The sequence below is a fragment of the Sutcliffiella horikoshii genome (assembly GCF_002157855.1).
GTDB classification, from domain to species: domain Bacteria; phylum Bacillota; class Bacilli; order Bacillales; family Bacillaceae_I; genus Sutcliffiella_A; species Sutcliffiella_A horikoshii_C.
This window is the reverse complement of the sequence record NZ_CP020880.1, coordinates 2,039,188-2,062,796: the sequence shown is the minus strand read 5'-3', so window position 1 is coordinate 2,062,796 and position 23,609 is coordinate 2,039,188. Positions and strand designations below refer to the sequence as shown.

Here is a 23,609-nt window from a genome sequence, read left to right as displayed (position 1 = left end):
TAGGTGGACGTCCTATTTTTTATAATGTTGTTTCAAGTATTGTTGCCACTCTTCTTCTGTCCAAGATGTGTGCCTTTTTTCCTGTAAAAAACCCTTTTTCCATTGCCTTTTGACATTTGCAACCTCATTTGCCTGGATACTGCTTTGATTAAGCGCTTTAGCCCGGATATCGTCCCAATCAGGTTTACGATCTTCTGCTGGCAAGGATAGAAAAGGATCAAATATTAACTTCAATGCCATAAAAATTAACAAGACACAGAGGATAACCTTTACAAAAGTATGTATCGGTAAAAAAAACACAATTAGAGCGAAAAACACCAAAACTGTCCAGATTTTGCCGCTCAAGTTCTTCATTATCTTCCTGCTTACCTTACTGCTGTTTTGAATTTGAGTTTCGTATTTATTTTCTATTTCACAATACACACAATATGGTTCAATCTCATGTGTGACCCTATTATAACGTTCCGCCAGTGCCTTTTTATGCTTTGTACAATATAAGTCCAAGTCGTTCCTCCACTAAAACTGTCTTTATCCCCGATTATACCAATCAATTGGAGAAACTTGAAATATTATACGGTACAATGCAAAAGAAGCGTCACCAATACGGTACGCTTCTCTCTTCTTGCTTTTCCATTATGTAGGATTGCAAGATCATTAATTTGAAATTTAGTAGTTTAGTTTTATTGGATTTACTAAAGCCGGTAAGCTTTCTGTTGAATCAGAAACATTTACTTCAACCACTTTAAAATCAGTTGCAAATGTCTCCAATTTGTATTCTGCAAATTCATTTCCGTCTTTTAAAATTAGTTCTTTCATGGCTCAAACTCCCCTTACAAATTTTTATCACACAATGGAAAGTATATGCGCTTTGTGAAAAAATGTGACAGGAGAGAGTAAAAATTTAAAAAACTCCAGGATTCTTGTGAACCCTGGAGTCTACTAATTAATTATTCTACTTCCGTTTCTTCTTCTTCCATTGTTTCTTCCTCTACCGTAATACGAACGGCAGATTGAAGTGCAGCATGTTCTTTCGCTTTTTCGTTAGCATTTTTGCTACCGTTGGCGTTTTGTTTGTTCTCAACTGAAGGACTTACCTTTTCAGTTTCAGTAGTTTCTTCTGAAGTTTCCTCTTCCACTACTTCTGTCGCTTCTTCCGTTGTTTCCTCAGTCTCTTCTTCTATTGCTTCTTCCGTTGTTTCCTCAGTCACTTCTTCTGTTGCTTCTTCTGTAGTTTCCTCAGTTACTTCTTCTGTTGCTTCTTCTGTAGTTTCCTCGGTCACTTCTTCTGTTGCTTCTTCTTCCACAACTTCTTCAGCATTACCGTGAACTGCAGCATTTGGCGCAGCATTTAGTTTCGCTTGTTCATTGGCTTTTTCACTTGCCATGGAACGGCCTTTGTGTGCTTTTTGCTTCTTTTCTACTTCCACCGCTTTTTCCGTTACAGGTTCTTCCTGAACTTCATCCATAACCGGTTGTGCTTCTTTAGGCTCTTCCTCTTTTTTTTCCGTGGAATGATGTATCGCAGAGTTAGCAGAAGCATTAGCTTTCGCCTGATCGCTAGCATTTTCGCTTGCTTTTGAATTTGCTTTATTTTCAGCGGAAGGATTCACTTTTTCCTCTTTTACAGATTTCGCTTGGACTTCAACCTTTTGTGCTGTATTTGGCTTATTTTCTTTTCCAGCAGCCTCACTCATTCCAACTCCGAATCCTAAAGAAAGTACACCTGCTAAAACTAAAGATTTCACGACTGTTTTACCGTTCATAAAGTTGATTTTCATTTTAAATTCGCTCCCTTTTCTATTATCATATAGTTTTATATATTTTTAGAAAAAAAGAGCATTTTCCGGCGGTGGTGCTGGTGGCGCGTTTACCCACTGGTCTCGATAAATATGTTGCCTCATTACATAAGGTTGCAGGAAATTCACTTGTATTTCCTCTAAAGATTCTGCTATCAGGTCAAAAATAGATTTTGATGACACTTTCTGATCAGAAGAATGTCCTTTCCCGTTATTTCCTGAAGGCTTAGTCTGGGTTATAAAAAATTCAGGAGACTCTGATTCAGGAAATTGCTCAGGGAGATCCTTCATTGGTGAATCGCCATTAGCCTCTACTCTAGCAGTATTGACTTGACTTAGCTTGGGCGACTCTTTTAAACTATCATCTAATTCATTTGCTGAGGTGTCCGTTAGTTGCTCCTTTCGTATCTTTTTAATAGGCTCAGGACCAACATTCTTTTTAACAACTTCAGACGGCTTCTTTGATTCTGACTTATTATGTATAGGCTGGTTTGGATTTGATTTCTTACTTTTATCTGTTTTCTCTAACCGAACCTTTTTTGCTTTCTCATTTGCCTGGGCAGGGAGCTTATTGGACGGTTCAGCCTGCTTCACTTTTTGTGGCACAACTACCTCTGACTTCTTATCAGGCTTTGGCATTGTAGCTTTGCTGTTGTTAACTCTAGCATTCTCATTATTAGAGTTTTCAGGTTTACTAATGCCAGGAGTCTCTTCCTTCTTCGAATCCTCTTTTGAGTCAATAACAGTTTTTTCAGCAGGTTTTCCGTTCCCTTCAGCTTGATTAGCTCCTTTTTCAGCAACTCCTATTGTAGGAAAAAGCAGTAAAAACAGTAAGGAAAGTGAAAGAATCAAACTGTGACGCACATTCATCGCTTCACCTCCTTTCCAGTTGTAACGCATACCTACTATAATATTCCTCAAAAGGTATTATTTTTTGTCGGTTTCTTAATGAAATTGTAAGAAAATGAAGAATTTTTGAGACACCAGGTTTATAAGTAATGTTTTAAAATAATCCTTGAATCTTTTATGGGTTGTACTTACGACCAAACTGCATATGTTAGACTAAATTGATAATCTTAGGGGGGATTTAACTGGAGACTTTCGGTCGAGGCTGTTTATATATCATTATTGGAATTGGAGTATTACTGCTTTTAGCTATTGTGACACAAAGCCACATCAACATTCCGTTCTTTATCGCCATTCCTTTAGTTTTACTAGCTTTTTATATAGCGAAAAAGAAAACAGATGAGAAAAACAGATAACCCAGCATGGATGCTAGCTTCATGCTGGGTTTTTGATTTGTCTATTTTACTTCGTCTCGAATATACTTTCTTTATTCCAGATTACATCCACATCCTTTGGGATCTTGATGTAAATGATGGGACTCCTCGAAGCGCTGCTAGAACCTTGCTCTTCCCAACGCTCTCTATTAAATTGTGTGAACGGAAACTCCGGGGTCATGAAACCAATATTTTTTTCGAAATATGGAGCATTCTCCACTTCTATTATATTATTAGTAAAGCGAATCGATGGAAGTGGAAGTTCATCTGAAAAATCAAATTCATTAATTTCAAATTGGCCTTTATAAAATTGGACCTCTATTTCCTCCTGTAACTCCTCGGTTTTTTGAAATAATACATTATATTCTGCAAATCCCTCACTATTTCTTATTACAAGTTCCTTCTCTTTAAGTGGATAAACATCAAAACTTTCAAGGTACTTTTCGCCAACTTCTTCTTTATTCATGAGGTTTTCATATAGGAGAAATCCCTCTTGATTCCCTCCTTTATTTTCGACTTCCATTAATTTTTCTTCTGGAATCAAAAAGTTCATAACCATAGAGACAAACAGAATAATTACGTACCCACCTAAAACTAATATGTTTTTCTTAACGGATGTGGAGAAATTAATACTTTTCGCTTGTTTAGAAAAGAAAGTATAAACACTCAAAATAATAGCAATCATGATGACAATGTTAATGACTAAAATAATTACTAAACTGTTCATTGTCTGACCTCCACTCTGTTGAAGATGGCAACAGAACTAACGAACAATAGAACCACAGTGAATATAGTTTTAAGAACAAATGTTACTGGTGAAGAATCAAAGTAGAAGAATTCCACAATGGTAGGTAGACTGCTGACCTCACTGATCATCTCACCGAAGAATAAATACCCTACAAACACTACAGGTAGCATGATCTTGAAAAGTGAAGACAACCTAACCAACGTCCCCACAAAATATCCAGCTGCTCCGCAAAGAAAAATGTAACAAAACGCTGTAACTATTCCATAAAAAAAGAAACTGACCATATTAATGGAAACTGGAGAATAATAAATCAAATCGAATTTCGGAAGGAATAACAGAATCATTTTTATCAGGAATGGCGATAACAAAGAGGTAACTGTCCCGATAACACTGACCAAAATTACAAATAGAATATTTGATAAATCACTACTCAACCTATTGTTCACAAAGGAGAAGTCCTCATTTCGATATGCTTTTGATGTAATGATAATCGATACAATAAACACCCATAACATAGTGAAAATAAAAACTAGATTGCCAGAATAATAATGTAGACTGTAGCTTATTTGCTCAGATCCTCCTCCAGACATGCCAACACCATTCAGAGAAAAAAGCACTGCGATTAGTTGCAGAATAATCAAAGATATAAAAACTCCAGAATAGGCACCTAATTTATAAATAAACTGGTTTTTCACTACTTGTTCCAGTGTTACTTTATTTAAAGACATCATCAATCCCTCCTTTTTCCTTCCCAGTTAGATAGATACAAATGTCATTGGATGAAACAGGCGAGAGTTCAAATCCAAATTTATTTGCATCTTTTTTGATTTTTTCCGAGTAAATGTTTTCGATTACAGCATATATCATGGAAGTACCAATCTCTTTTTTATAAAGCACCTCTTTATCGTCCAACCACTCAATAAGTCCCTTTGGGTTTCCTTTGACGCCTATTGCATATTCTTTTAAATCAGACACGGGCAGATGTAATATTTTTTGTCCATCGTTCAGTAGAAGGATATCCTCGAGAAGGTCCTCCATCTCTTCCAGATGATGACTTGAAATAATGATTGTCCTAGGGTTCGCAATATAATCTTTAAGCAAAGCCCTATAGAAGTCCTTGCGAACGGATGCGTCCATTCCAGTAGTAGGTTCATCAAACATGGTAAGCGGGCACCTTGAAGCCAAGCCAACGATCATGTTAAACGTACTTTTCATTCCTTTGGACAATTCACTATGTCGCTGACTGTTCTGAAAAGAAAAGTAATCAAATAATTTCTTGGCCAATCCATCATCCCAGTTAGCGTAAAATCTTCCTGCTGCATCCAACACCTCTCCTAAATTTAACGCAGTGGGAAACGCCATTTGATCATCTACAAGAATGCTGTTGGCTGAAGCAAACAAGCTATTATATGGTTGTTCATTAAAGATTTTAATCCCTCCTGAAGTTTGCTTTAGAAAACCAGCCATTATTTTTAAAAGAGTCGTTTTCCCTGCACCGTTTCTCCCAATCAACCCTGTTATTTTATTTTCACTAATTTGGAAACTTAGGTCATTAAGTGCCTTTGATCGACCGTATTTCTTAACCAAGCCCTCACAATCCACTACCTTCATCCATTACTCCCCCTTGCTCTGTTTACTTTCCTTTCTTACCATCTCAAGCAGTTCATCCATCCCTACATTTAATTGTTCAGCCTCTGATACCAATTCGGTAACCAGTCTTTTCAACGTATGTTCCCGCCTTTTCGTCAGGATGATAGCTTGTGCTGCTTCTGTTACAAACATGCCGAGCCCCCTCTTTTTATATAAGACATCATCTTCCACCAATAATGTAAGACCCTTTGCTGCAGTTGCAGGGTTTATATTAAAGATTTCAGCTAATTGATATTGGGAATACACTTTTTGATCCTGGAGGAAATTACCGTTAAGGATCTCTGTTTCAAGCCATTCAGCAATTTGCACATAAATCGGTTTTGTACCATCCGTGTTTAATATCAATGTTCCACCTCCATCCAACCATAGTGCATTAGTGTTGTAATGTAGTATATTATAATTACCAAAATAATGCAACGACTATTGAGGAAATTTTTTACACAAAAAAAAAGACACCAGCTAGTGGCATCGTTTTATGTTCATGATTTTAATTCAATTGGAATAAGGATATCGAAATGGGGATCTTCTAAATCTCTATCAACAGGATATCTCTCATGCTTTATTGGCAGATCATCGAAATATTCTATACCTTTTTCTTTTAACGGTTGATAGTCACACTCTTTAAACCATTGATAAATTCCCGTATAAGTGGCGCCAATATTTTTTCCTTTAGGGTGCTTGACTATTAAATAGGTCATCTCTGGAACAATGATTTCTATCATTCCAGGCAGTATCTCCTGTTGTTCATCCACTTCAAAAACAGAATAATGAACAAACCCATCAGATCTTAGATGATAAGATAACCCTAATTGCGTTTCAGGTTCTTTTGCAAAAGCAAACTCACCAACTCTTTTACTCATCTGAATTATAAGTTCTTTTAGTTGTGGCACCTCTGCATAGGCACCTTCCCACTTTAATCCCATCGCCCGATAAGCAGGAATAGTTACTATTTCACCAACCAATGTTTTCATATCATAACCCCCTATTCGACTATAGGAATATATAATTCTACGATTTCTTCCTCTACATTGTCTTCAAAATAAAAAACTTCGATAGGAAATGCTTTCTCTAGACTTTCTTGACTGTATCCATTTTCCTTCATCCAAGAGAAGATTCTGTCATAACCTATATCAACTGTTTTGTTTGAGCAGCTTATTTTTGCATAAGTTGTCAGTGGGATATTTAATGCCATCATCCCTTTAGGAATATCTTGATATTCCTGCACTTCCACACAGGCAAAATAAGTAGCAACCAGACTATTTGCAAGGTACGGACTATAAATCACATCACGATTTACCGCATGCCTCACTTCGTCTCTTCTATTCTCAAATTCTTGTTGTACATTCATCGCAACTTCAGGAAAGGACTTTGGAAAATTACCTGTGGCACATTGACCAACTAACTGTAGTTTTCTTTGAACCACTTCGCACTTAAATGTTGCAATGGAATTCTGAATCATATTAACACCCGCCTCTTTTGGATAAATTCACCATTCGTTGATTTCGATATAAAAGATAAATCTCCTGCTTAGATTTTGCATTTAACAACAATAATCATATGGATGCAAGGGAGGCTGTGCTGTATATATCCATTGTGGCTTTAATGATTGATCCGCCCAGTGCCACGCTGCCAATGCTGCTGCACAAGAATCGATGGAGTGGCTCTCATTTTCTACACCATCGGGCAACCCGATCACGTTTTGTTGTTCAAACCAGTTCTTAAGATATTTTCGTGATGAAAGATTTTGCTTGTATGTAAGAACATATTCTAACTTTTTTTCCGATACTCTTGATCCCATTGCCGCTCCTGGATGCACTTCAACTATAGAAACTGGAAAATTCGTATGGAGTTTCTCTATCTCTCTCGTGAGCTTGATCCCTCTTAATGTAAGATATACCATTCTAGTGAATGTCGGCGGCATAATGGAACCTGGCTTCATCCCTAAGGAAACAATAAATTTTCGTAACTGTTTGTCACTCATTCTGTCTCCACCACCATCCTGATAGGATAATGGAGCATCTATTCCAATGACGACCTCATCTAATCTACTTAAGTCTATAATTTCGTATAATATTTCTTCGTCGCTGATGTTTGAGATCATTTTTTGGAAAATTAAATGATCCTTATTTTGTTGAAAAACGGTTAGTACTGTATCCTTATGATTACTTGGACCAGCTAAGTCCAATCCGATTACAATCATTCGTCTTCCTCCTTTAACTCCTCAATTAGACTGAAACAGGTGATACAACATCCTTTCTCTATTACCAAAGAATTGTTTCATAATTGTAAAGTGAGGAGTCTCCTCTAAAGAGGTTTCGCACATTCCTTCGTCTGTAAGCTCTAAAATTTTTGCACCAGGATAAGCCATGACTATCGGGGAGTGAGTAGAGATAATGAATTGCGATCCATCTTGCACCAGCTCGTTAATTCTGGCAAGCATCGACATTTGTCTCAGCGGTGATAAGGCAGCTTCCGGCTCGTCAAGTATGTATAAACCTTTTCCTTGAAACCTTTCCACAAATGCTGCGAAAAAGGACTCTCCATGCGATTGTTGGTGCAGTGATTTTCCTCCAAATGAATCAATGATTCTTCTTCCGCCTCCAGATTCACGGTCCATTTCCTCAATATTGGTTGCAACATTATAAAAGGTCTCCGCTCTAAAGAAAAAGCTGTCTTCTGGTCTCTCTGCACCTTTTATAACCCGTAAATAGTTGTCTAATTCCGAATGGGAGTCGTAGCTCGTAAAATTAAAATTTATCGTTCCTCCCTCAGGGTTAAAGCCTAAAGCAATAGCTATACCCTCAAGCAACGTGGATTTACCCATTCCATTTTCCCCGATGATGTAAGTGACATTAGGATGAAGGTGAAGTGTGTTCAAATTTTTTATTACTGGGAGGTTGAAAGGGAATTGGTCGAATGTGGGAATGGTTTCTCTTTTTAATGTAATTCCTCTTATGTATTGGGTTTCTTTCTCTAATTTCAACTTTTTCTCCCTCCTTTTTTGAAAATAGTACTCTTATAGTGAATAATGTACCATAACCGAACAAATGTTTCCAATTTTTATAACAATATTTTTATTGCATTCTTCCATAGCTATAAGTAAAATGGTACTATCCAATGTATGGGGCTGATTGCAATGCTGGTGCTTGTCTCGGTCTTCAAAACCGCTTGTGAGGCGCGTGCCGTCTCAGGTGGGTTCGATTCCCACGCAGTCCCGCCATACATATTCTTCACAAACCCTCATACCTTTTACACCTCAAAAAAGCTACCCAACTATTTATCCAATTTGAATAACGAAGGCTGTTGCATTGTCTATGCTGAAAAGTAAATGGATTAAGTTCGGTTTTGCTTTTATCGTTATTTTTCTATTTCTACATTTAATCGTACCCCTCCTCATTCTAGTGAACTTAGAAAAACACCTGCAAGTTCCGGTCATTTTATCAACACGTATGAAGAATCAAAAATACGCTTTTTAAGTTACGAAAAGGTTTTATCTATGATTGGGACACTTTTGATAAGGACATGAACACAGACTATGAGGACCTGAAAGGTTTATTCCAACCAACGAAAGAAATCGGCACCTTAACTTGTAGAGATATAAGGTTTTACGGGGAAATTGCAAAGACGGTACTAATTGATGAAAGTACTAAAATAGAGAAAGCGCTATTAAGCCGGAAATATACGCAGCCAAAAGGTCTACTATGATGGCCAAGAAGATGAGCCTTCCACTGAATTTACATAGGGCTTGTTTGAGGAGATCTTGTTATCTGATTACGCTAATATACTTCACGTCGATCTGCATACAGGCTATGATCCTCGTTATCAAATGAAGAAGAAGCACAAGAGACATTTGACTATCCGCTGGTTTTTACTCCTGACTCTGATGAATTTTATGTAACCAATGGTGATGTACCGGAGTATTTTACTATGCTTAAAGACGAAATAGCGCCTTCCAAAAGTTTATATTCCACTACTTTTGAGTTCGGAACAATGGGTGACGGGTTATTGGGTTCTATTGATTCATTAAAAAGAACAGTTATGGAGAACCAACTGGTCCATCATGGAAGTAATAATAAACAGACAATAAAAGTATTAGAATCACGTTATCGAGAAATGTTTTACCCTTCCGAGCAGAAATGGCCTGATAAGGCAAAAGAAGATTTCCTTCAAGCTATGGAGGGAGTAATGAAATTTAATAATATCATGGAATAGCTAACACAAAAAATGGCAGGACCTAGTCCTGCCACGTTTTTTTTAAGGGGTCATGTTACTGTCCTGCATAACCATTTCAGGATTACGACCAAACATTACATAGTCTGTAGAGATTGGTAAAATGTCGATAATGCTATTAAAATTCAATAGATTATCAAACTGAGTTCCTCTTACTGTTACGATTTGAGTTTTACTGTAAATATCTCCATTGAAATTTGTCGACATCACAATACCATTCAAGAACGGATTTTCTTCACTTCCGTAAAAAATGGTTCTTGTTTGTCCAGGACGCAAGGTGAATACCACTTCTCCGGCGTAGTTTGCGGGGTTGCTTCCCTGGCGAACAAGGAGGACTATTTGCAAACTAGCTGCACTACGATTGTTAAACGTTTTTTCTGCCATACTTTCACCCCCTTTTTTCTGGAATTACTTTATAGTATTCTAGTAATTCCAAATTGATAGGGTAAGTATAATAGTCAAATCTATTAATTTTCAGGAAAAACAAAAGAAAAACGTAGCATTCTGTTTAGTGAATGCTACGTTTTCTTTATTGTTGATTATACTGTTCAAACCAACCTACCAAATCTTCTGGCCATTTTTCCTCATCTATAATCTTTGGTGTGAAGCCGCCCATTTCAATCAACATATACCTTGCAGAAGTCTTTATGATAAAGAAATCTTCCTTTGGAGTCGGAATAATCTTTTCTATTTCCACATCATGCTTTTGTAGGAATGACTTTATATCATCCTCTTCCTTAGTGTTCATAGGATGAGGAGGTGCTTCAATAAGTGTGTTGTTTGAGCTCAATCCCATTTTTTTACGTCTTTTAGGTATGTTCTCGTTTATCACTTCCAAGATTCTAATGATTTCTGATAAACCAATCAATACCATTCCTGTAACAAGGGAACCAAGTAAAGTAGTAACAAAAAATATAAAACTGTTTGTTTGTGAAGCTCCAATAATTCCGAACAAGAATCCGAGGGCTATTACTATACCGCCTACTACTTTAAGTATTGCGCCAATTTGATTTTGCAAAATATCTCCCCTTTTCTCTCTGTACAATATGTATTCCACTTTCGACAAAAAAATCCTCTTTTTATTTAATATGTTTAGTGAAAAGAGCCCTGCCCATGGAGGCAAGACTCATAACAAAATATTTTTATCTAATTTGACCATTACCAGTCATTTGGAATTTAACCGTTGTTAATGCAGGTAATCCCATAGGACCACGAGCATGAAGTTTTTGAGTGGAAATACCAATCTCAGCACCGAATCCTAAAGCTCCACCGTCTGTGAAACGTGTAGAAGCGTTATGATAAACAGCTGCTGCATCCACTAGTTTCATAAACTTGCTGGCAGTTTCTTTATTTTCTGTAATGATGGCTTCGGAATGCTTTGTTCCATATTCATCTATATGGTCGATTGCCTCGTCAATGTCAGAAACCACTTTCACTGCAATATCCATGCTTAAATACTCGTTTGTCCAATCTTCTTCCCCAGCTTTAACTGCTCCAGGAATTGTTTCAACAACTGTGTCATCTCCGTGCACGGTAATCCCATTTTCCTTGAACATGTTGATTAAAGCTTCTTTATTGGCGTGGAACCACGCCTCATGGACAATCAACGTCTCTGCTGCGTTACAAACCGCCGGACGGTCCGTTTTGGCATTAACGACAATGGATAATGCTTTCTCGACATCTGCATCCTTGTCAACATAAAGGTGGCAATTCCCAACACCTGTCTCAAGGACTGGTACTGTAGCATTTTCTACGACAGCATTAATCAAAGATGCTCCTCCGCGAGGAATCAATACATCAATATGATCCTTCATCGTAAACAGCTCTTGAGTTGCTTTGCGGTCTGTACTCGCTATAAACTGTACTGCTTCTGCAGGGATTAAAGTTGTCTTTAAAGCTTTATGAATCACATCGACAATCGCCTGGTTGGAGTTGATGGCAGAAGAACCACCTTTTAATACAATCGCATTACCAGATTTCAACGCTAGTCCAGTTGCATCAACTGTCACGTTTGGACGGGCTTCATAGATCATGCCAATCACTCCAAGTGGTACGCGGACTTTTTCAACTTGAAGGCCGTTTTCCAATGTCCAATCTGACAGAATGTCCCCAACAGGATCCTCTAGTTCAGCAACTTCTCTTAGACCATTTGCGAAATCCGCAATGCGGTCTTCAGATAATGCCAAGCGGTCCATATATGCTTCTGTATAGCCCTTTTCGCGCCCTTTGTCCAAATCCTTATTATTGGCTTCCAAGATGTGTGAAACATTGCTTTCAAGGGTGTTAGCGATATGCAAAAGAATACTGTTTTTTTCTTCAGTTGATAATAGGCTGACAACTTTTGCTGCTTTCTTCGCTTCTTTTGCTTGTGTTTCTACATTTGTTTCTACTAATAAAGACATCAAATTCCTCCTATTTTTTATTTAGAACTGTTTGAGTTTTTATATACCAACTGGGATAGACGATTCTAAGTGACATACTAAATCGTCATTCTTCACGACTTCTTCTGTAAATTTATCCTGTGTCTGATCATACTCTCTTAATTGTTCGGATGAGTAGTTAACCACTCCAAGACCGATTCTGTTTCCTTCAAAGTCCAAGATCCTCACAACGGAACCTTCCTGGAAGTACCCTTTCACTTTACAGATGCTAGAAGGTAATAATCTCTTTTTACCCAGCATGGACACGTCAGCACCTTCCGCGAGTACTACTTCTCCTTCAGGTCCTGAGTTGAAAGCGATCCATTGCTTTTTGTGGTTTAAGTTCCCTGCTGTATCCTTCGATTCAAAATACGTTCCCGTTGCTTCTTTTTCCACTGCTTGAAGGAGAATGTTTGGAACTCCTGCTTTACCTAAGAAAGCAGGGATTCCAGATGCCATAGCAATCTTCACAGCATCAATTTTTGATTTCATTCCGCCAGTTCCGACAGAACTTCCTGGATCTCCTGCTGCCGCTTCAATTTCAGGGGTGATCTCTTCCACTTTTCGTAAGAGAGTGGCATCCGGATCTTTGCGCGGATCTGCATCATATAACCCATCGATATCAGATAAAATTAACAACATATCTGCATCAACAAGGCCTGCTACCTTAGCGGAAAGTGTATCATTATCCCCAAATTTTAGACGGTTTACCGTGACGGTGTCATTTTCATTGACGATCGGTACAATACCACGCTCTAAAAGAACATTAGCGGTGTTGCGCGCGTTATTGTAGCGATTTTCATCCGAAAAATCTTCTCTTGTAATAAGGATTTGTGAGGCAACGTAACCGTTAGATAATAACAGCTCGCTGTATGCTTCCATCAACAAGCCTTGTCCGATGGATGCTGCTGCTTGTTTTTCCGGCAAACTTGTTGGTCTATTCAGGCAGCCTAGCTTTCTGTATCCGGCTGCTACTGCACCTGAAGATACCAATAAGACTTCATAGCCCTGATCCTTCAGTTGAGCAACTTCATCAACAAGCCTTTCTAGTTTTCTTCTGCTTATTTCACCGTGTGAACTTGTCAATGAGCTGCTTCCAATTTTTATTACTACCCGTTTTGTCTTATTATCGGGGGTCATTCAATCACTCCTGTTATGAACATAGTTGTAAACCTTACTGTAATACCAATTCTTTTTCTTTTTCTGCACTGATCTCTTTAGAACGTTCTGCTGCACCTTTAATGGCAGCTGAGATGGCCTTTCCACCACCGTTGTCACTTAATGCTTCTAATCCTGCTGCTGTTGTACCGTTAGGAGAAGTCACTTTCTTGCGTAGCGAAGCTGGTTCTTCATTACTCGCCTGCATCATTTTCGCAGCACCGAGAATAGTTTGTGAAACCACATCGCGTGTTACCTCTTCATCTAACCCAGCATCCTTCGCTGTTTTCTCCATATGTTCCATTAAATAATAGAAATATGCTGGACCACTTCCTGCTACTCCTGTGAAAACGTCCATTTGTTCCTCTTCTATGTTGTATACTTTACCGATTGTTTCTAAAATGACTTTTGTGTCTACTATATGATCCATCGCAACATGCTTCCCAGCTGAAATCGCTGTTGCCGATTCACCTATCATGCTTGACGTGTTTGGCATCACACGAATTACGGGCTGGCCGGGATTTAATCCCTCTTCCATATAGCTTGTGGTTACGCCTGCTAATACGGAAAGCAATAACTGTGAAGAGTTTAATTGATCTTTTAATGAAGCTAATGCAATTTCTATATCTTTCGGTTTCATGGCCAATACAATAATGTCTAGCTCACTCATATTCAAATCCTGTTTCATCACGCCACGAACACCGTATTTATCTTCAAGTTCCATTAATCTGTCGATGTTTGATCTGTTACTTACTACTACATTATTAGCAGGGATGATTTCACTTGCTACTATTCCTGAGATCATCGCTTCTGCCATTGATCCTGCTCCAATAAATCCAATTACTTTTTCTTTCAGCATCTAATCGCTCCCGTCTGTCCGTTCGTTTTTAACAACGTTTATTATCGTAACATGTAGAGGATCTATATCAAGGGTGTTTGGGCAATTAGTCCGTATGAAAGCCAGATAGTGAGTGTAAACGCTACCAATAATATCGACCTTCGTTTAATTACAGTAGAAGCGGAATAATCGCTGAAAATGGACAAATACGGCGAAATATGATGGAGGATAATTATGGAAACGAAGCTCAACTCCATTTATGCATTGATTTTGAACGGTTTTTCTTGGATGAAGACTTCTCTCCACCGAATTTCCACCGACTAAGGTCTTCATAGCTGCCATGAGGACTTCTCTCTAACGAATTCCCAGTCACTCAGGTCTTCATAACACCGATGAAGACTTCTTTTTACCTAATCTCCCGCCACTCAGGTCCTCATAGAGCCGATGAAGACTTCTCTACCTAATCTCCCGCCATCTAGTTCCTCATAGCGCAAAAAAAACAGTGTACCCTAAGCTGGATACACTGCAAAAATTAATATCTAACTCGCTTTTTTCCACTGCTTCATCACTTTACGAATTTCTTCTGCCATGGTCCTGCAAGTTTCTACTTCCGAAGGTGAGAGCTTCATTTCGCCATATCGCACTTTGGCATACAGCTTCATAAAGCTTTCATTAAATGAGGTTTCCCGTTTTAACCATTCCTCCAAAGTTTCGTTCGGAAGGCGGCTACGGTTCTTTTTCATAGCCAATTGCTCTAAATCAAACATAAGTTTCCTTACTTCATTTTCCGGTGGCTTTTGCTTTCTTCTGCCCGCGAAGAATCCACCGCCACTCTTTTTAGTCATAGTAGAAGTAAATTGCTGTTCAGGCTGCATCTCTCGTTTTTGATTGTTCACTTTTTTTCTATTTAATAGGAGGTAAAGCACAGATAAGAAAACAATGACACCAACTGCCACTACTACAGGATTATCAAATAGGCTGTCTGTGGGTGGTAAGAGCTCAGCGGTTTCCGCTTCCTCCTCCTCCCCCATCTCAATACCTCCCTCATCCTGAGGACCACTGCTTTTGGGTGTCCAATCAAGCATTCCAAGCAAAGCAAACACTGGCCTTGCCAAAATATCGAAAATAAAGCTAACACCTAAACCGAAAACCGAAAGGCCCGCTGTTATCAGGTATTTTCCTATTGTAGTAAAGACTGCAGAAACAGCAAAAATGCCTATAAAAACGGCTGCAGTCGCACTAACCACTCTTTTTTGCATATAGCGATTTCCCTTTAATTGAATCACAGCATTTCCACTATACAATAAAATAACTAGAGCCAGCTGCGCACCAAATAATATCATTAGTGTAAGTCCATGAGGATAGTCCACCAATGTTCCGGCGCCGTATACAAAAGGCATCCAAATGAATGAAATGATCAAAAGGGCAAAGGTGGAAATGAATCTTTCCTCCACAAAATACATGAATGCCCGGAAACTAATAATAAATCCTATAATAAGAGAAAGGCCGATACTATAAGACGAAAGGTAAGCAAAAAGAGCTAAAACTGGTGCAACAAGCATGATTGACGCATAACTACTTGGAAGTTTGTTGTTTAAAAAGCCAAAGATTGCGATCGCAAAAACATACGGCAACAACACTCCTAAAAAAGGAGGCAAATTTCCGGAATCTAAGTACAAGAGCAAGATGAAAAAATAGAGAATATTAAGCTCGAGCAATAAGTGAATGCTGTTCCTCCAAAGATTACCCATTTACAGCCTCCTTTCTTGCTTCTGACCGCCATGGTATTAATGTACAACAATCTACTTTGACATCAAGGAGGTTTACATTAGTCCCAGTAGGCATCCTCCACCCTTTTAAGCGCTCTTCCTCGCCACAAAGAATGACATAAGGGGCATGTGCAGCATGTTGAAAGGTAATTCTCTCAAAGGTTGGCATATTAATGGACACACTGTTTCCTTGCAATCTTGCCAACATGGTCAACGCAGTTTGCAGATGGCGTTTCCCTTCCCCGTAAGGCAGTTCAAAATAGCTTGGTGTACCAACTCTCTTAATGTTTACAAGTAAGGAATATGGGATATTGAATTTTGTTGCATGATGTAACAAATGAGTAATCCCCTTGATTCTCTCTTCTAAATTCCCTGATCTAATATCAAACACAATTAACCAAGAAAATTGAGATGTTTTTTCATACATTTTTGTTTGAAGGCTTGTGACCTTAGCTGAAGCTTTCCAATGAATTCTATTAAAGGAATCCCCAGCTGCATAATCACGGGTCCCAATAATGGTGCTAACATCTTCAAAAAGGGACGACCGAGTCGGATACGTGCCCTGATTCTTTGGCATGATTCTTTCAAGACCGGTTACAGGCATCTGTTCAGAGTAAACCAGTGCTTCGAATTTCGTCAGATCGTTCTTCTGCAGATACACTTTACCAAAATCAATAAAATGGGAGATTTGCAGCTCAATATGATGTAATTTAGCCACTCCTCTTTCTATTGCCGTAAAAGGAATTTCAATCACTAATTCACTTTTACCCATTAAGGAAAATGGCAGACTTATTTGGCTGATCCGTGTTCTCCTGTCTCCGTTATGAAACTCGATGTTATTATCTGCAACAAGTTGAATCCGTCCCGAAAAAACAGGCAACCTCGATGGTTGTTCGACCTTCAATTTAATGATTCCTGTTTCTCCGGGAAACACTTTCACTTGCCCGTCTACTATTGTAAGCTTGAGTTTCTTTCCTACATTGGCTAAATAATAGTAAGAAACAACGAAGTATACAAAATACAAGCTACCCATAAAAAATAAAATAGGATGTCCTGTAAAGAAGCCGATTGCAATAATGACGAACGCACATGCCCGGAAATAAATATGGTGTGTCAGGTTATCTACTTGTTGATTCCATCTAGTCATTCCTATATTGTCGCCTCCACAGGCACCACAACTCTTGCCAACACTTCTATAACAACTTGTTTATTTGTCTTCTTCAGTGACCCTTCCATCGTAAGTACCAATCGGTGACTTAAAACGTATGGAGCCATTTTCTTTACATCTTCCGGTGTAACGTATTCTCGGCCATTCACGAAGGCTGACCCTTGTGCCGCACGCATCAATGCCAATGTCCCACGGGGGCTCACGCCTAGCTCTATTTCTTCATGGTTTCTTGTCATGTGGACAATTTCAAGTATGTAATCCTCTACTACCGAAGATACTTTCACCTGTTTGACCTGTTCCTGCAATTCAAGTACTTCTTCTTTACTATATAAGGATGTCATTTGTTTAATCGGCTCGTCTAACCGATACTTATTCATTATTTCCTTCTCTTCTTCCTTCGTAGGATAACCTAAGTCAATTTGGATAAAGAAGCGGTCCATCTGTGCTTCCGGCAATGGAAACGTACCCTGTTGAGATTCAATTGGATTTTGTGTCGCAATTACCATGAACGGTCCAGGAATGGATAATGTCTGCCCATCAATGGTTACTTGTCGTTCCTCCATTACCTCTAGTAAACTTGATTGCGTTCTTGGAGTGGCACGGTTGATCTCGTCCGCCAACAAGATATTTGTCATGATTGGGCCAGGCCTTAATTCAAAGTTTTGTTCCTTTGGATTAAAAAACTGAATTCCTGTGACATCACTTGGCAAAACATCCGGAGTAAACTGGATTCGTTTAAAGCTTGCATCCATTGTCTTGGCAAAACTCTTTGCCAACATCGTTTTACCCGTACCGGGAACACTTTCTAACAACACATGTCCTTTATTAAGTAACGAGATAAATAAGAGCTCTACAACCTCGTCTTTTCCGATAATTACATTAGAAAGTTCTTTCTTTAATTGTTCTACTTGTTTCAATATAAGGCACCCCTTTTGTATTTTTCTTTCTATTTAGAATTATTTTACCATTATTCCACTTGCAAAAATAGACAAATTTCACTTTTTGTTTCGTAATACGAAAAACCCATAGCAATAGTTTGCTATGGGCTAAATTTTGGAGCAATATTAATCTTTATACATCGTTAAATCTTTGGTTCTATAACTCTCCGGTGTCACAATGGAAATCAACTGATTTTGACTCATTTTATTTTTTATTCGATCTGCAATCCGTTCTCCATACCGTTTCGTCAGATCCCCTGGGTGGATATTGGAAGTAAACACGATACTTTTACCTTGCCTTTGGTTCAAGATGGAATAAATGGTCTGATCCACCCACTCACTTACCCTCTCTACTCCAAGGTCATCGAGAATAAGGACATCTACTTCCGCGATGGCCTTCATAAACTTACTCTCCGAATAACCTGAATCATTATCCCAAGATGCGACGATGGTATCCATCAGTTTCGGCACATCAAAAAACATCGCGGTAATATTATTTTCCTTGAAGTATCTATACAATCCGACTGCTAAATGTGTTTTACCTCTGCCTGTCCGGCCAAAATAGTATAAATTTTCTTTTCCCGTGAATTGGTCGAAAAAGTCTATTGTGCTTGCCAAAGCCTCACCTTGGCTGGAATAATCCACTTTAAAGTTCTCGAGGGTAGCATCCTCAAGCTCCCTAGGGATGATACAAAACTGTTCAAAGTACTTATGTTTTCTGCGTTTTTCTGCTTGCATCGTTTCAGCAGCCAATCGACAATCACATTCATTTTCATATTCTTGCCATTGACCTTTATTTTCCCCACCAATGATTTGCATGCGGACGCGTTTTACTTCTCTATTACATTTTGGGCAGACTTTTTGGGAAAGTATCTCTGTTTTCCCCATGCTGCCTATTACGGCACCAATCTTTTTCATCGTCGCCACCTCCGTCAAAACTTTGTCATTTTTTCTATATCAATTAGGTTGGATTTTTCATTTACTAGTGCAATTATAATAGTTTCGGTTATAATAATACAAGAATGTTAACGAGTTCGGAGGGAAAAAGAACATGTTAACCGGATGGTTTTTATGGTTAATTTTATTTTGGGTCGTGGCAATGGTTGGACTTTTGGCCATTGGCGGATTTTTTATGTTTCGTAAATTTCTTAAAAGAATGCCTAAAGAAGATGGCAAATCGGAATTGGATTGGCAGGATTTCTATTTAGATAAAACCCGTCACCTCTGGCCGGATGATTTGAAACAGCTATTAGAAGAGCTTGTTTCACCTGTACCGGAACTTTTCCGAGATATTGCAAGACAAAAGATCGCCGGAAAAATTGGCGAAATTGCCTATAAGGAAAATGCGAAGGAAATAACAAGAGAACATGTCATTCGTGGATATATTCTCGCAACACCTAAACGGGATCATAAGTTCCTAATAAAAAAATTGGAACACCTTAATATTGATCATACCCCGTATCAACACCTATTTTAAAGGAAAAACCTCGGTTTTTATACCGAGGTTTTTATCGTTGGTGGAATAGATCCACTCTCTATCTTCTTGTACTTGATATACATGGCAATTCTCCAAGGTACAATCATGCCGAAAGCGAGCAGCCAAAACATCCCTGTCAATTCACCAATATCAATTTGTGTACTGAGTACCAGCTTCATAACAACTCTTATTGCCAATAACCCCAGCAATATGAAAACAAACGCCTTTGATCTTTTTAAATATATATCATTATCCTTCATTTCAAACTTAGAAGTTTTAATTAAAAATATCGAAAATATCGCACCTACTGTTAGAGCTTCTAGTATTTGTAAGGAGGAGACCCTAAATTCGGGAAATAAAAACATCAATGCCCCGGTACTCATGAAAATAGGAGGTAATACAATTTTTTTCACTGATGAAGGTTTTTTCGCAGCTTTCATTCTGATAAATATCACCAGAAGTGCCATACATACTGCAAAAATCGTAGATAGTACTGTATACAAATTAATCATCCTCTGTATTCACAACTTTTAACCTCTTACTATTATACCGAAAAAGAGAAATATTAAAAGTGATATCTAAGATTTATGATTTTAAAATAGAGGTTGAAAACTCTTACCTATAGAAAAAAAACTATCGTACAAGAAGTCCGATAGTTTTTACACCTAACCTAACACTCTTTTAACAGCTTCCAGTACCCTGCTCTCATCAAAAGGCTTTACAATGAAGTCTTTTGCACCTGCTTCAATTGCGTCTACAATAAGGCGCTGCTGCCCCATGGCTGAGCACATAATGATTTTTGCTTTCGGAAAGTCTTTCACTATTTCACGAACAGCTTCAATACCGTTCATTTCAGGCATCGTGATATCCATCGTTACAAGATCAGGCTGGTGTTCCCGATAGAGTGAAACCGCATCTTTTCCATTCTCTGCTTCACCGATAACAGTGTGGTTAGATTTAGTTAAAATGTTCCCAATTGTTAGTCTCATAAACTTTGCATCATCCACTACTAAAACGTTGGCCACAGCAGAGCCCTCCTTATGTCCTATAAAAAAGTTGTAATTTTCCTTTATTCCCAATTTTAACTTTACTCTTTTCGGACATAAGAATCAACTAAAATATCACACAATTTAAAACCCTTGGAATCCTCCTGTAATAGCAGTCAGCCAAACAATTATTTTGGTTAACCAATTAAAGAACAACATGACTCCCATTACGATCATTGCGTATCCGCCGATTTTCATTATTAGCGTATGATTGCGTTTAATCCATCCCATCTTCCCAATGAAAAACGAAAGAATAAAGAACGGTATAGCAAATCCTAACACATACGCCAGCATATAGTAGATACCTGATGATGGATTATTCATCGACATCCCAATCACCGCTCCAAGAATCGGACCGGAACAAGGTGTCCATCCCGCAGCAAAAGCCATACCTATTAACACAGTTCCTATATAACCAGATGGACGGTTTTTAAAAGCAAACTTTTTATCCTGCATTAAAAACTTAGGTTGGAAAACCCCTAGGATAACTAACCCAAAAAAGATGATTAATATAGCACCCACTTGCCTAATTAAATCTTGATATTGTACAAAAAACCTACCTAAAAAGGTGGTCCCAAATCCTAATGCAATAAAAATCAGAGAAAATCCAACTAAAAAGAATAACGTATGTAAAATACTTCTCTTTTGCAGCATTCCTTTTTCTTCTTTTAACTCCCCTACAGATACCCCTGTTATATAAGAAAGAAAAGCAGGGTAAATTGGCAAGGTACATGGAGATATGAAAGAAAGTACTCCAGCCCCAAATGCCAAGAATAACGTAAGATCTCCAGACATATAATCACTTCTCCTACAAAAGTATATCTATAATAGTATCAAAAAATCAGTTAAAACAAACCATCTGTTTATAACATTCTATGTCGAAACCGTGACAGTATTGTCTAGTTATTTTTCACTAGTTTAACAATTATTAAAGTCCCATTAACTTGAAGTTTTTCTTTGTATTGCCTCCTAAATTCTAGTATAATGATGTTACGAATTGGAAGAAGGAAGGATACTCAACATTGGCTACTAAACACGAACTAATAGAACTAATTGAAAAAAAGCGATCTGAACTGATTGATATTGTCGCAAAGTACGGAATGTCCTCTTCTAAGACACTAAAGCTCAGCCAGGAACTGGATACCCTACTAAATAAGTATAACCATATCATTGTACCTAAATAATACATAGCGCTTTTAACAGGCAGTACCCCTTCTAAACAATGAGAAGGGGTTTATTTTTTAAAACAAAAAATACACGGCCAATTAAAACAGCCGTGTACAATTTAATTAAGGGTGAATGACCGCATCTTCCACCTTTTCAGGATTACCGTTTTGAAGAAGATACATTTTGTAATACAAACCTTCTACATTCAATAATTCTTGATGTGTTCCTCTCTCGACAATTTCTCCCTGATGCAAAACTAGAATTTGATCAGCATCTTGGATAGTAGAAAGTCGATGAGCAATCGCGATGGTCGTTCGTCCTTTTCTCATTTTTTCAAGAGCTGTCTGGATTGCTTCTTCAGTTTCGGTATCAATGTTTGCCGTTGCCTCATCAAGAACTAGAATTTTTGGTTTTGTTGCAATGGTTCTCGCAAAAGCCACCAGCTGCCTTTGACCACTAGAGAAGGTCGCTCCTCTTTCGACTACCAATTGCTCATATTGGTCTGGTAATTTCTTAATAAAAGAATCTGCCTGAACAAATTCAGCCGCTTCTTTTATCTCTTGATCTGTTATGGATGGATCATGCAAGCGGATATTATGATTGATTGTACCATAGAAAAGGAATGGATCTTGAAGTACAAGCCCCATGTTTTTTCGAAGCTCCTGATCTTCAAAATACTTTAATGGGAAGCCATCAATAAGGACTTCTCCTCTTTCAATCTGATAGAATCTCATTAGCAGGTTGATAATGGAACTTTTCCCACTGCCCGTATGGCCGACCAAAGCAACCGTTTCCCCCGGCTTTGCTGTAAAAGATATATCCTTTAATACATCACGTTTTCCATCATATGAAAATGTTACGTTTTTAAATTCGATTTCCCCAGATGCAATAGATGGTGAGCTTAGTGACTTTTCCGCTGTTGGTGCTAGTTCCTTTTCATCAAGAAGTTGGAAGACCCTTGAGGCGGATACTATAGCCTGTTGGTACATAGACAGCCTCATCATCATTTGATTAACCGGTTCAAAGAATCTCCCCAAGTAATTGACAAATGCATAAAGGACTCCTATTTCTATCACGTTACCAATCGATGATATTCCAAAATAACTCAATACCAAGATTAACGAAAGGACATAGACAAAATCAATAGCCGGGCGAAGCAAGAGTCCGTCAAGCTTAATGTTTTTCACTCCAGCCTGGTAGTGCGCTTCATTAATTTCTGCAAATTCCTTGCGAAGGCGTTTCTCTTGTCGAAATACTTGAATGATAGACATACCTTGTAAGGATTCATTCAGTTTGGCATTCAACTGGCTGAGCCTTTCTCTCAAATCCGCATAAAATCTGGAGCTAAAATGTCGGTACGTCGCCATGATTGCAAAAATGATCGGGATGATCAGCAAACAGAAGATGGCCAATTGAACATTCAATAGAAACATTGCTATAAAAATTCCAATTAAGAACACACCATTTTGGACGAATGTCGAGATAACACTTACAAACATATCCTTGATTGCCTCTGTATCATTAGTAACTCTTGAAACTATACTTCCTCCAGGGGTTTTATCAAAGAACTTCAATCCAAGTTTCTGTACTTTTGCAAAAATATCAATACGCAGTTCTTGTATTATCTTTAAGGATATCTCTTGAAATTTTAACAGTTGAAAGTAAGTAATGATTACTTTTGCAATCAAGATCCCGATATAAAGCGAAGCAAGGGTGACAATGGGACCTGTTTCCATCACTTGTGGTGTTAAATAATCATCAATGAACACTTTTATGATTAAAGGCCCCACTATTTCACCGATCGTCGCAAGGACTAGTAAGCTGAATGCAAATATGAATTGTTTAATGTGCGGTCTGGCATACCCCAATAATCTCTTTAAGACCTGCCTTTGTTCTTTTGCTGTTATTGTCTGATTGTTCATCT

General features: G+C 38.2%; 28 protein-coding genes and 1 tRNA gene. 4 read left to right on the top strand and 25 right to left on the bottom strand.

Annotated features, from left to right (window positions below; genetic code table 11):
• Positions 1-12: 12 nt before the first annotated feature.
• The 12 genes from B4U37_RS10645 to B4U37_RS10595 all read right to left on the bottom strand — a co-directional run bounded on the left by B4U37_RS10645 (position 13) and on the right by B4U37_RS10595 (position 8,457).
• Positions 13-504 carry a hypothetical protein gene (locus B4U37_RS10645; RefSeq protein WP_088018194.1) on the bottom strand — a complete coding sequence of 164 codons (492 nt, stop codon included), beginning with the start codon at positions 502-504 and terminating at the stop codon, positions 13-15.
• A 162-nt stretch (positions 505-666) separates the two neighbouring features.
• The gene (locus tag B4U37_RS21960) at positions 667-816 is read right to left on the bottom strand and encodes a hypothetical protein (RefSeq protein WP_157663768.1); all 150 of its coding nucleotides are present in this window, start codon (positions 814-816) and stop codon (positions 667-669) included.
• Positions 817-947: 131 nt separating this feature from the next.
• Complete coding sequence (locus tag B4U37_RS10640) at positions 948-1,763, bottom strand: hypothetical protein (RefSeq protein ID WP_157663767.1); 816 nt, start codon at positions 1,761-1,763, stop codon at positions 948-950.
• A 60-nt stretch (positions 1,764-1,823) separates the two neighbouring features.
• Entirely contained in the window at positions 1,824-2,666 is an 843-nt protein-coding gene (locus tag B4U37_RS10635) for a hypothetical protein (RefSeq protein ID WP_088018192.1), read from the bottom strand.
• A 438-nt stretch (positions 2,667-3,104) separates the two neighbouring features.
• On the bottom strand, positions 3,105-3,803 hold the full coding sequence (locus tag B4U37_RS10630) for a hypothetical protein (protein WP_088018191.1): 699 nt from the start codon (positions 3,801-3,803) through the stop codon (positions 3,105-3,107).
• Positions 3,800-4,555, bottom strand: coding sequence for a hypothetical protein (locus tag B4U37_RS10625; RefSeq protein ID WP_157663766.1), 756 nt, complete (start codon positions 4,553-4,555; stop codon positions 3,800-3,802). Before B4U37_RS10625 ends, B4U37_RS10630 begins: the two co-directional genes overlap by 4 nt.
• Positions 4,539-5,435: an ATP-binding cassette domain-containing protein gene (locus tag B4U37_RS10620; RefSeq protein ID WP_088018189.1), complete on the bottom strand. Its 897-nt coding sequence runs from the start codon at positions 5,433-5,435 to the stop codon at positions 4,539-4,541. Before B4U37_RS10620 ends, B4U37_RS10625 begins: the two co-directional genes overlap by 17 nt.
• A 3-nt stretch (positions 5,436-5,438) precedes the next feature.
• Positions 5,439-5,819 (bottom strand): GntR family transcriptional regulator, encoded by a 381-nt coding sequence (locus B4U37_RS10615; RefSeq protein WP_088018188.1) that lies wholly within the window; start codon positions 5,817-5,819, stop codon positions 5,439-5,441.
• 134 nt (positions 5,820-5,953) lie between these two features.
• Positions 5,954-6,445 carry a GyrI-like domain-containing protein gene (locus tag B4U37_RS10610; RefSeq protein ID WP_088018187.1) on the bottom strand — a complete coding sequence of 164 codons (492 nt, stop codon included), beginning with the start codon at positions 6,443-6,445 and terminating at the stop codon, positions 5,954-5,956.
• Between the two features lie 11 nt (positions 6,446-6,456).
• Positions 6,457-6,933: a GyrI-like domain-containing protein gene (locus B4U37_RS10605; protein ID WP_088018186.1), complete on the bottom strand. Its 477-nt coding sequence runs from the start codon at positions 6,931-6,933 to the stop codon at positions 6,457-6,459.
• A gap of 81 nt (positions 6,934-7,014) precedes the next feature.
• Positions 7,015-7,674, bottom strand: a complete 660-nt coding sequence (locus B4U37_RS10600; protein WP_088018185.1) for a DUF429 domain-containing protein — start codon at positions 7,672-7,674, stop codon at positions 7,015-7,017.
• Positions 7,675-7,695: 21 nt separating this feature from the next.
• Positions 7,696-8,457 (bottom strand): AAA family ATPase, encoded by a 762-nt coding sequence (locus B4U37_RS10595; RefSeq protein WP_010193504.1) that lies wholly within the window; start codon positions 8,455-8,457, stop codon positions 7,696-7,698.
• A gap of 140 nt (positions 8,458-8,597) precedes the next feature.
• On the opposite strand from B4U37_RS10595, the gene B4U37_RS21955 reads away from it, so the two are divergent.
• Positions 8,598-8,694: transfer RNA gene (locus B4U37_RS21955), tRNA-Sec, on the top strand.
• A gap of 707 nt (positions 8,695-9,401) precedes the next feature.
• Positions 9,402-9,686 carry a DUF2817 domain-containing protein gene (locus tag B4U37_RS10590; protein ID WP_088018184.1) on the top strand — a complete coding sequence of 95 codons (285 nt, stop codon included), beginning with the start codon at positions 9,402-9,404 and terminating at the stop codon, positions 9,684-9,686.
• A 42-nt stretch (positions 9,687-9,728) separates the two neighbouring features.
• Here B4U37_RS10590 and B4U37_RS10585 read toward each other — a convergent pair whose 3' ends face one another.
• From B4U37_RS10585 to B4U37_RS10545, 9 genes are all read right to left on the bottom strand, one after another.
• Complete coding sequence (locus tag B4U37_RS10585) at positions 9,729-10,088, bottom strand: hypothetical protein (RefSeq protein WP_088018183.1); 360 nt, start codon at positions 10,086-10,088, stop codon at positions 9,729-9,731.
• Between the two features lie 145 nt (positions 10,089-10,233).
• Positions 10,234-10,722 (bottom strand): hypothetical protein, encoded by a 489-nt coding sequence (locus B4U37_RS10580; RefSeq protein ID WP_157663765.1) that lies wholly within the window; start codon positions 10,720-10,722, stop codon positions 10,234-10,236.
• 124 nt (positions 10,723-10,846) lie between these two features.
• Positions 10,847-12,106 carry a glutamate-5-semialdehyde dehydrogenase gene (locus B4U37_RS10575; protein ID WP_088018181.1) on the bottom strand — a complete coding sequence of 420 codons (1,260 nt, stop codon included), beginning with the start codon at positions 12,104-12,106 and terminating at the stop codon, positions 10,847-10,849.
• A gap of 39 nt (positions 12,107-12,145) precedes the next feature.
• Positions 12,146-13,264: a glutamate 5-kinase gene (gene proB / locus B4U37_RS10570; RefSeq protein ID WP_088018180.1), complete on the bottom strand. Its 1,119-nt coding sequence runs from the start codon at positions 13,262-13,264 to the stop codon at positions 12,146-12,148.
• Positions 13,265-13,298: 34 nt separating this feature from the next.
• Positions 13,299-14,141 (bottom strand): pyrroline-5-carboxylate reductase, encoded by an 843-nt coding sequence (proC, locus tag B4U37_RS10565; protein WP_088018179.1) that lies wholly within the window; start codon positions 14,139-14,141, stop codon positions 13,299-13,301.
• A 518-nt stretch (positions 14,142-14,659) separates the two neighbouring features.
• The gene (locus tag B4U37_RS10560) at positions 14,660-15,871 is read right to left on the bottom strand and encodes a hypothetical protein (protein ID WP_088018178.1); all 1,212 of its coding nucleotides are present in this window, start codon (positions 15,869-15,871) and stop codon (positions 14,660-14,662) included.
• On the bottom strand, positions 15,864-17,036 hold the full coding sequence (locus B4U37_RS10555; RefSeq protein ID WP_088018177.1) for a DUF58 domain-containing protein: 1,173 nt from the start codon (positions 17,034-17,036) through the stop codon (positions 15,864-15,866). Before B4U37_RS10555 ends, B4U37_RS10560 begins: the two co-directional genes overlap by 8 nt.
• Positions 17,037-17,038: 2 nt before the next feature.
• Positions 17,039-17,977: an AAA family ATPase gene (locus tag B4U37_RS10550; protein WP_088018176.1), complete on the bottom strand. Its 939-nt coding sequence runs from the start codon at positions 17,975-17,977 to the stop codon at positions 17,039-17,041.
• 144 nt (positions 17,978-18,121) lie between these two features.
• On the bottom strand, positions 18,122-18,913 hold the full coding sequence (locus B4U37_RS10545) for an ATP-binding protein (RefSeq protein ID WP_088018175.1): 792 nt from the start codon (positions 18,911-18,913) through the stop codon (positions 18,122-18,124).
• Between the two features lie 133 nt (positions 18,914-19,046).
• On the opposite strand from B4U37_RS10545, the gene B4U37_RS10540 reads away from it, so the two are divergent.
• Entirely contained in the window at positions 19,047-19,472 is a 426-nt protein-coding gene (locus B4U37_RS10540) for a DUF2621 domain-containing protein (RefSeq protein ID WP_088018174.1), read from the top strand.
• A 17-nt stretch (positions 19,473-19,489) separates the two neighbouring features.
• On the opposite strand, the gene B4U37_RS10535 is transcribed toward B4U37_RS10540, so the two are convergent.
• From B4U37_RS10535 to B4U37_RS10525, 3 genes are all read right to left on the bottom strand, one after another.
• Positions 19,490-19,984: a CcdC family protein gene (locus B4U37_RS10535; protein ID WP_088018173.1), complete on the bottom strand. Its 495-nt coding sequence runs from the start codon at positions 19,982-19,984 to the stop codon at positions 19,490-19,492.
• A 153-nt stretch (positions 19,985-20,137) separates the two neighbouring features.
• Positions 20,138-20,497, bottom strand: coding sequence for a response regulator (locus B4U37_RS10530; RefSeq protein ID WP_088018172.1), 360 nt, complete (start codon positions 20,495-20,497; stop codon positions 20,138-20,140).
• 105 nt (positions 20,498-20,602) lie between these two features.
• On the bottom strand, positions 20,603-21,313 hold the full coding sequence (locus B4U37_RS10525; protein ID WP_088018171.1) for a cytochrome c biogenesis CcdA family protein: 711 nt from the start codon (positions 21,311-21,313) through the stop codon (positions 20,603-20,605).
• Positions 21,314-21,540: 227 nt separating this feature from the next.
• Between B4U37_RS10525 and B4U37_RS10520 the strand changes: the two genes are divergently transcribed.
• Positions 21,541-21,702 carry an aspartyl-phosphate phosphatase Spo0E family protein gene (locus B4U37_RS10520; RefSeq protein ID WP_010193472.1) on the top strand — a complete coding sequence of 54 codons (162 nt, stop codon included), beginning with the start codon at positions 21,541-21,543 and terminating at the stop codon, positions 21,700-21,702.
• Between the two features lie 105 nt (positions 21,703-21,807).
• Here the strand turns inward: B4U37_RS10520 and B4U37_RS10515 are convergent, their stop codons facing one another.
• Positions 21,808-23,607 carry an ABC transporter ATP-binding protein gene (locus tag B4U37_RS10515; protein WP_088018170.1) on the bottom strand — a complete coding sequence of 600 codons (1,800 nt, stop codon included), beginning with the start codon at positions 23,605-23,607 and terminating at the stop codon, positions 21,808-21,810.
• Positions 23,608-23,609 lie beyond the last annotated feature (2 nt).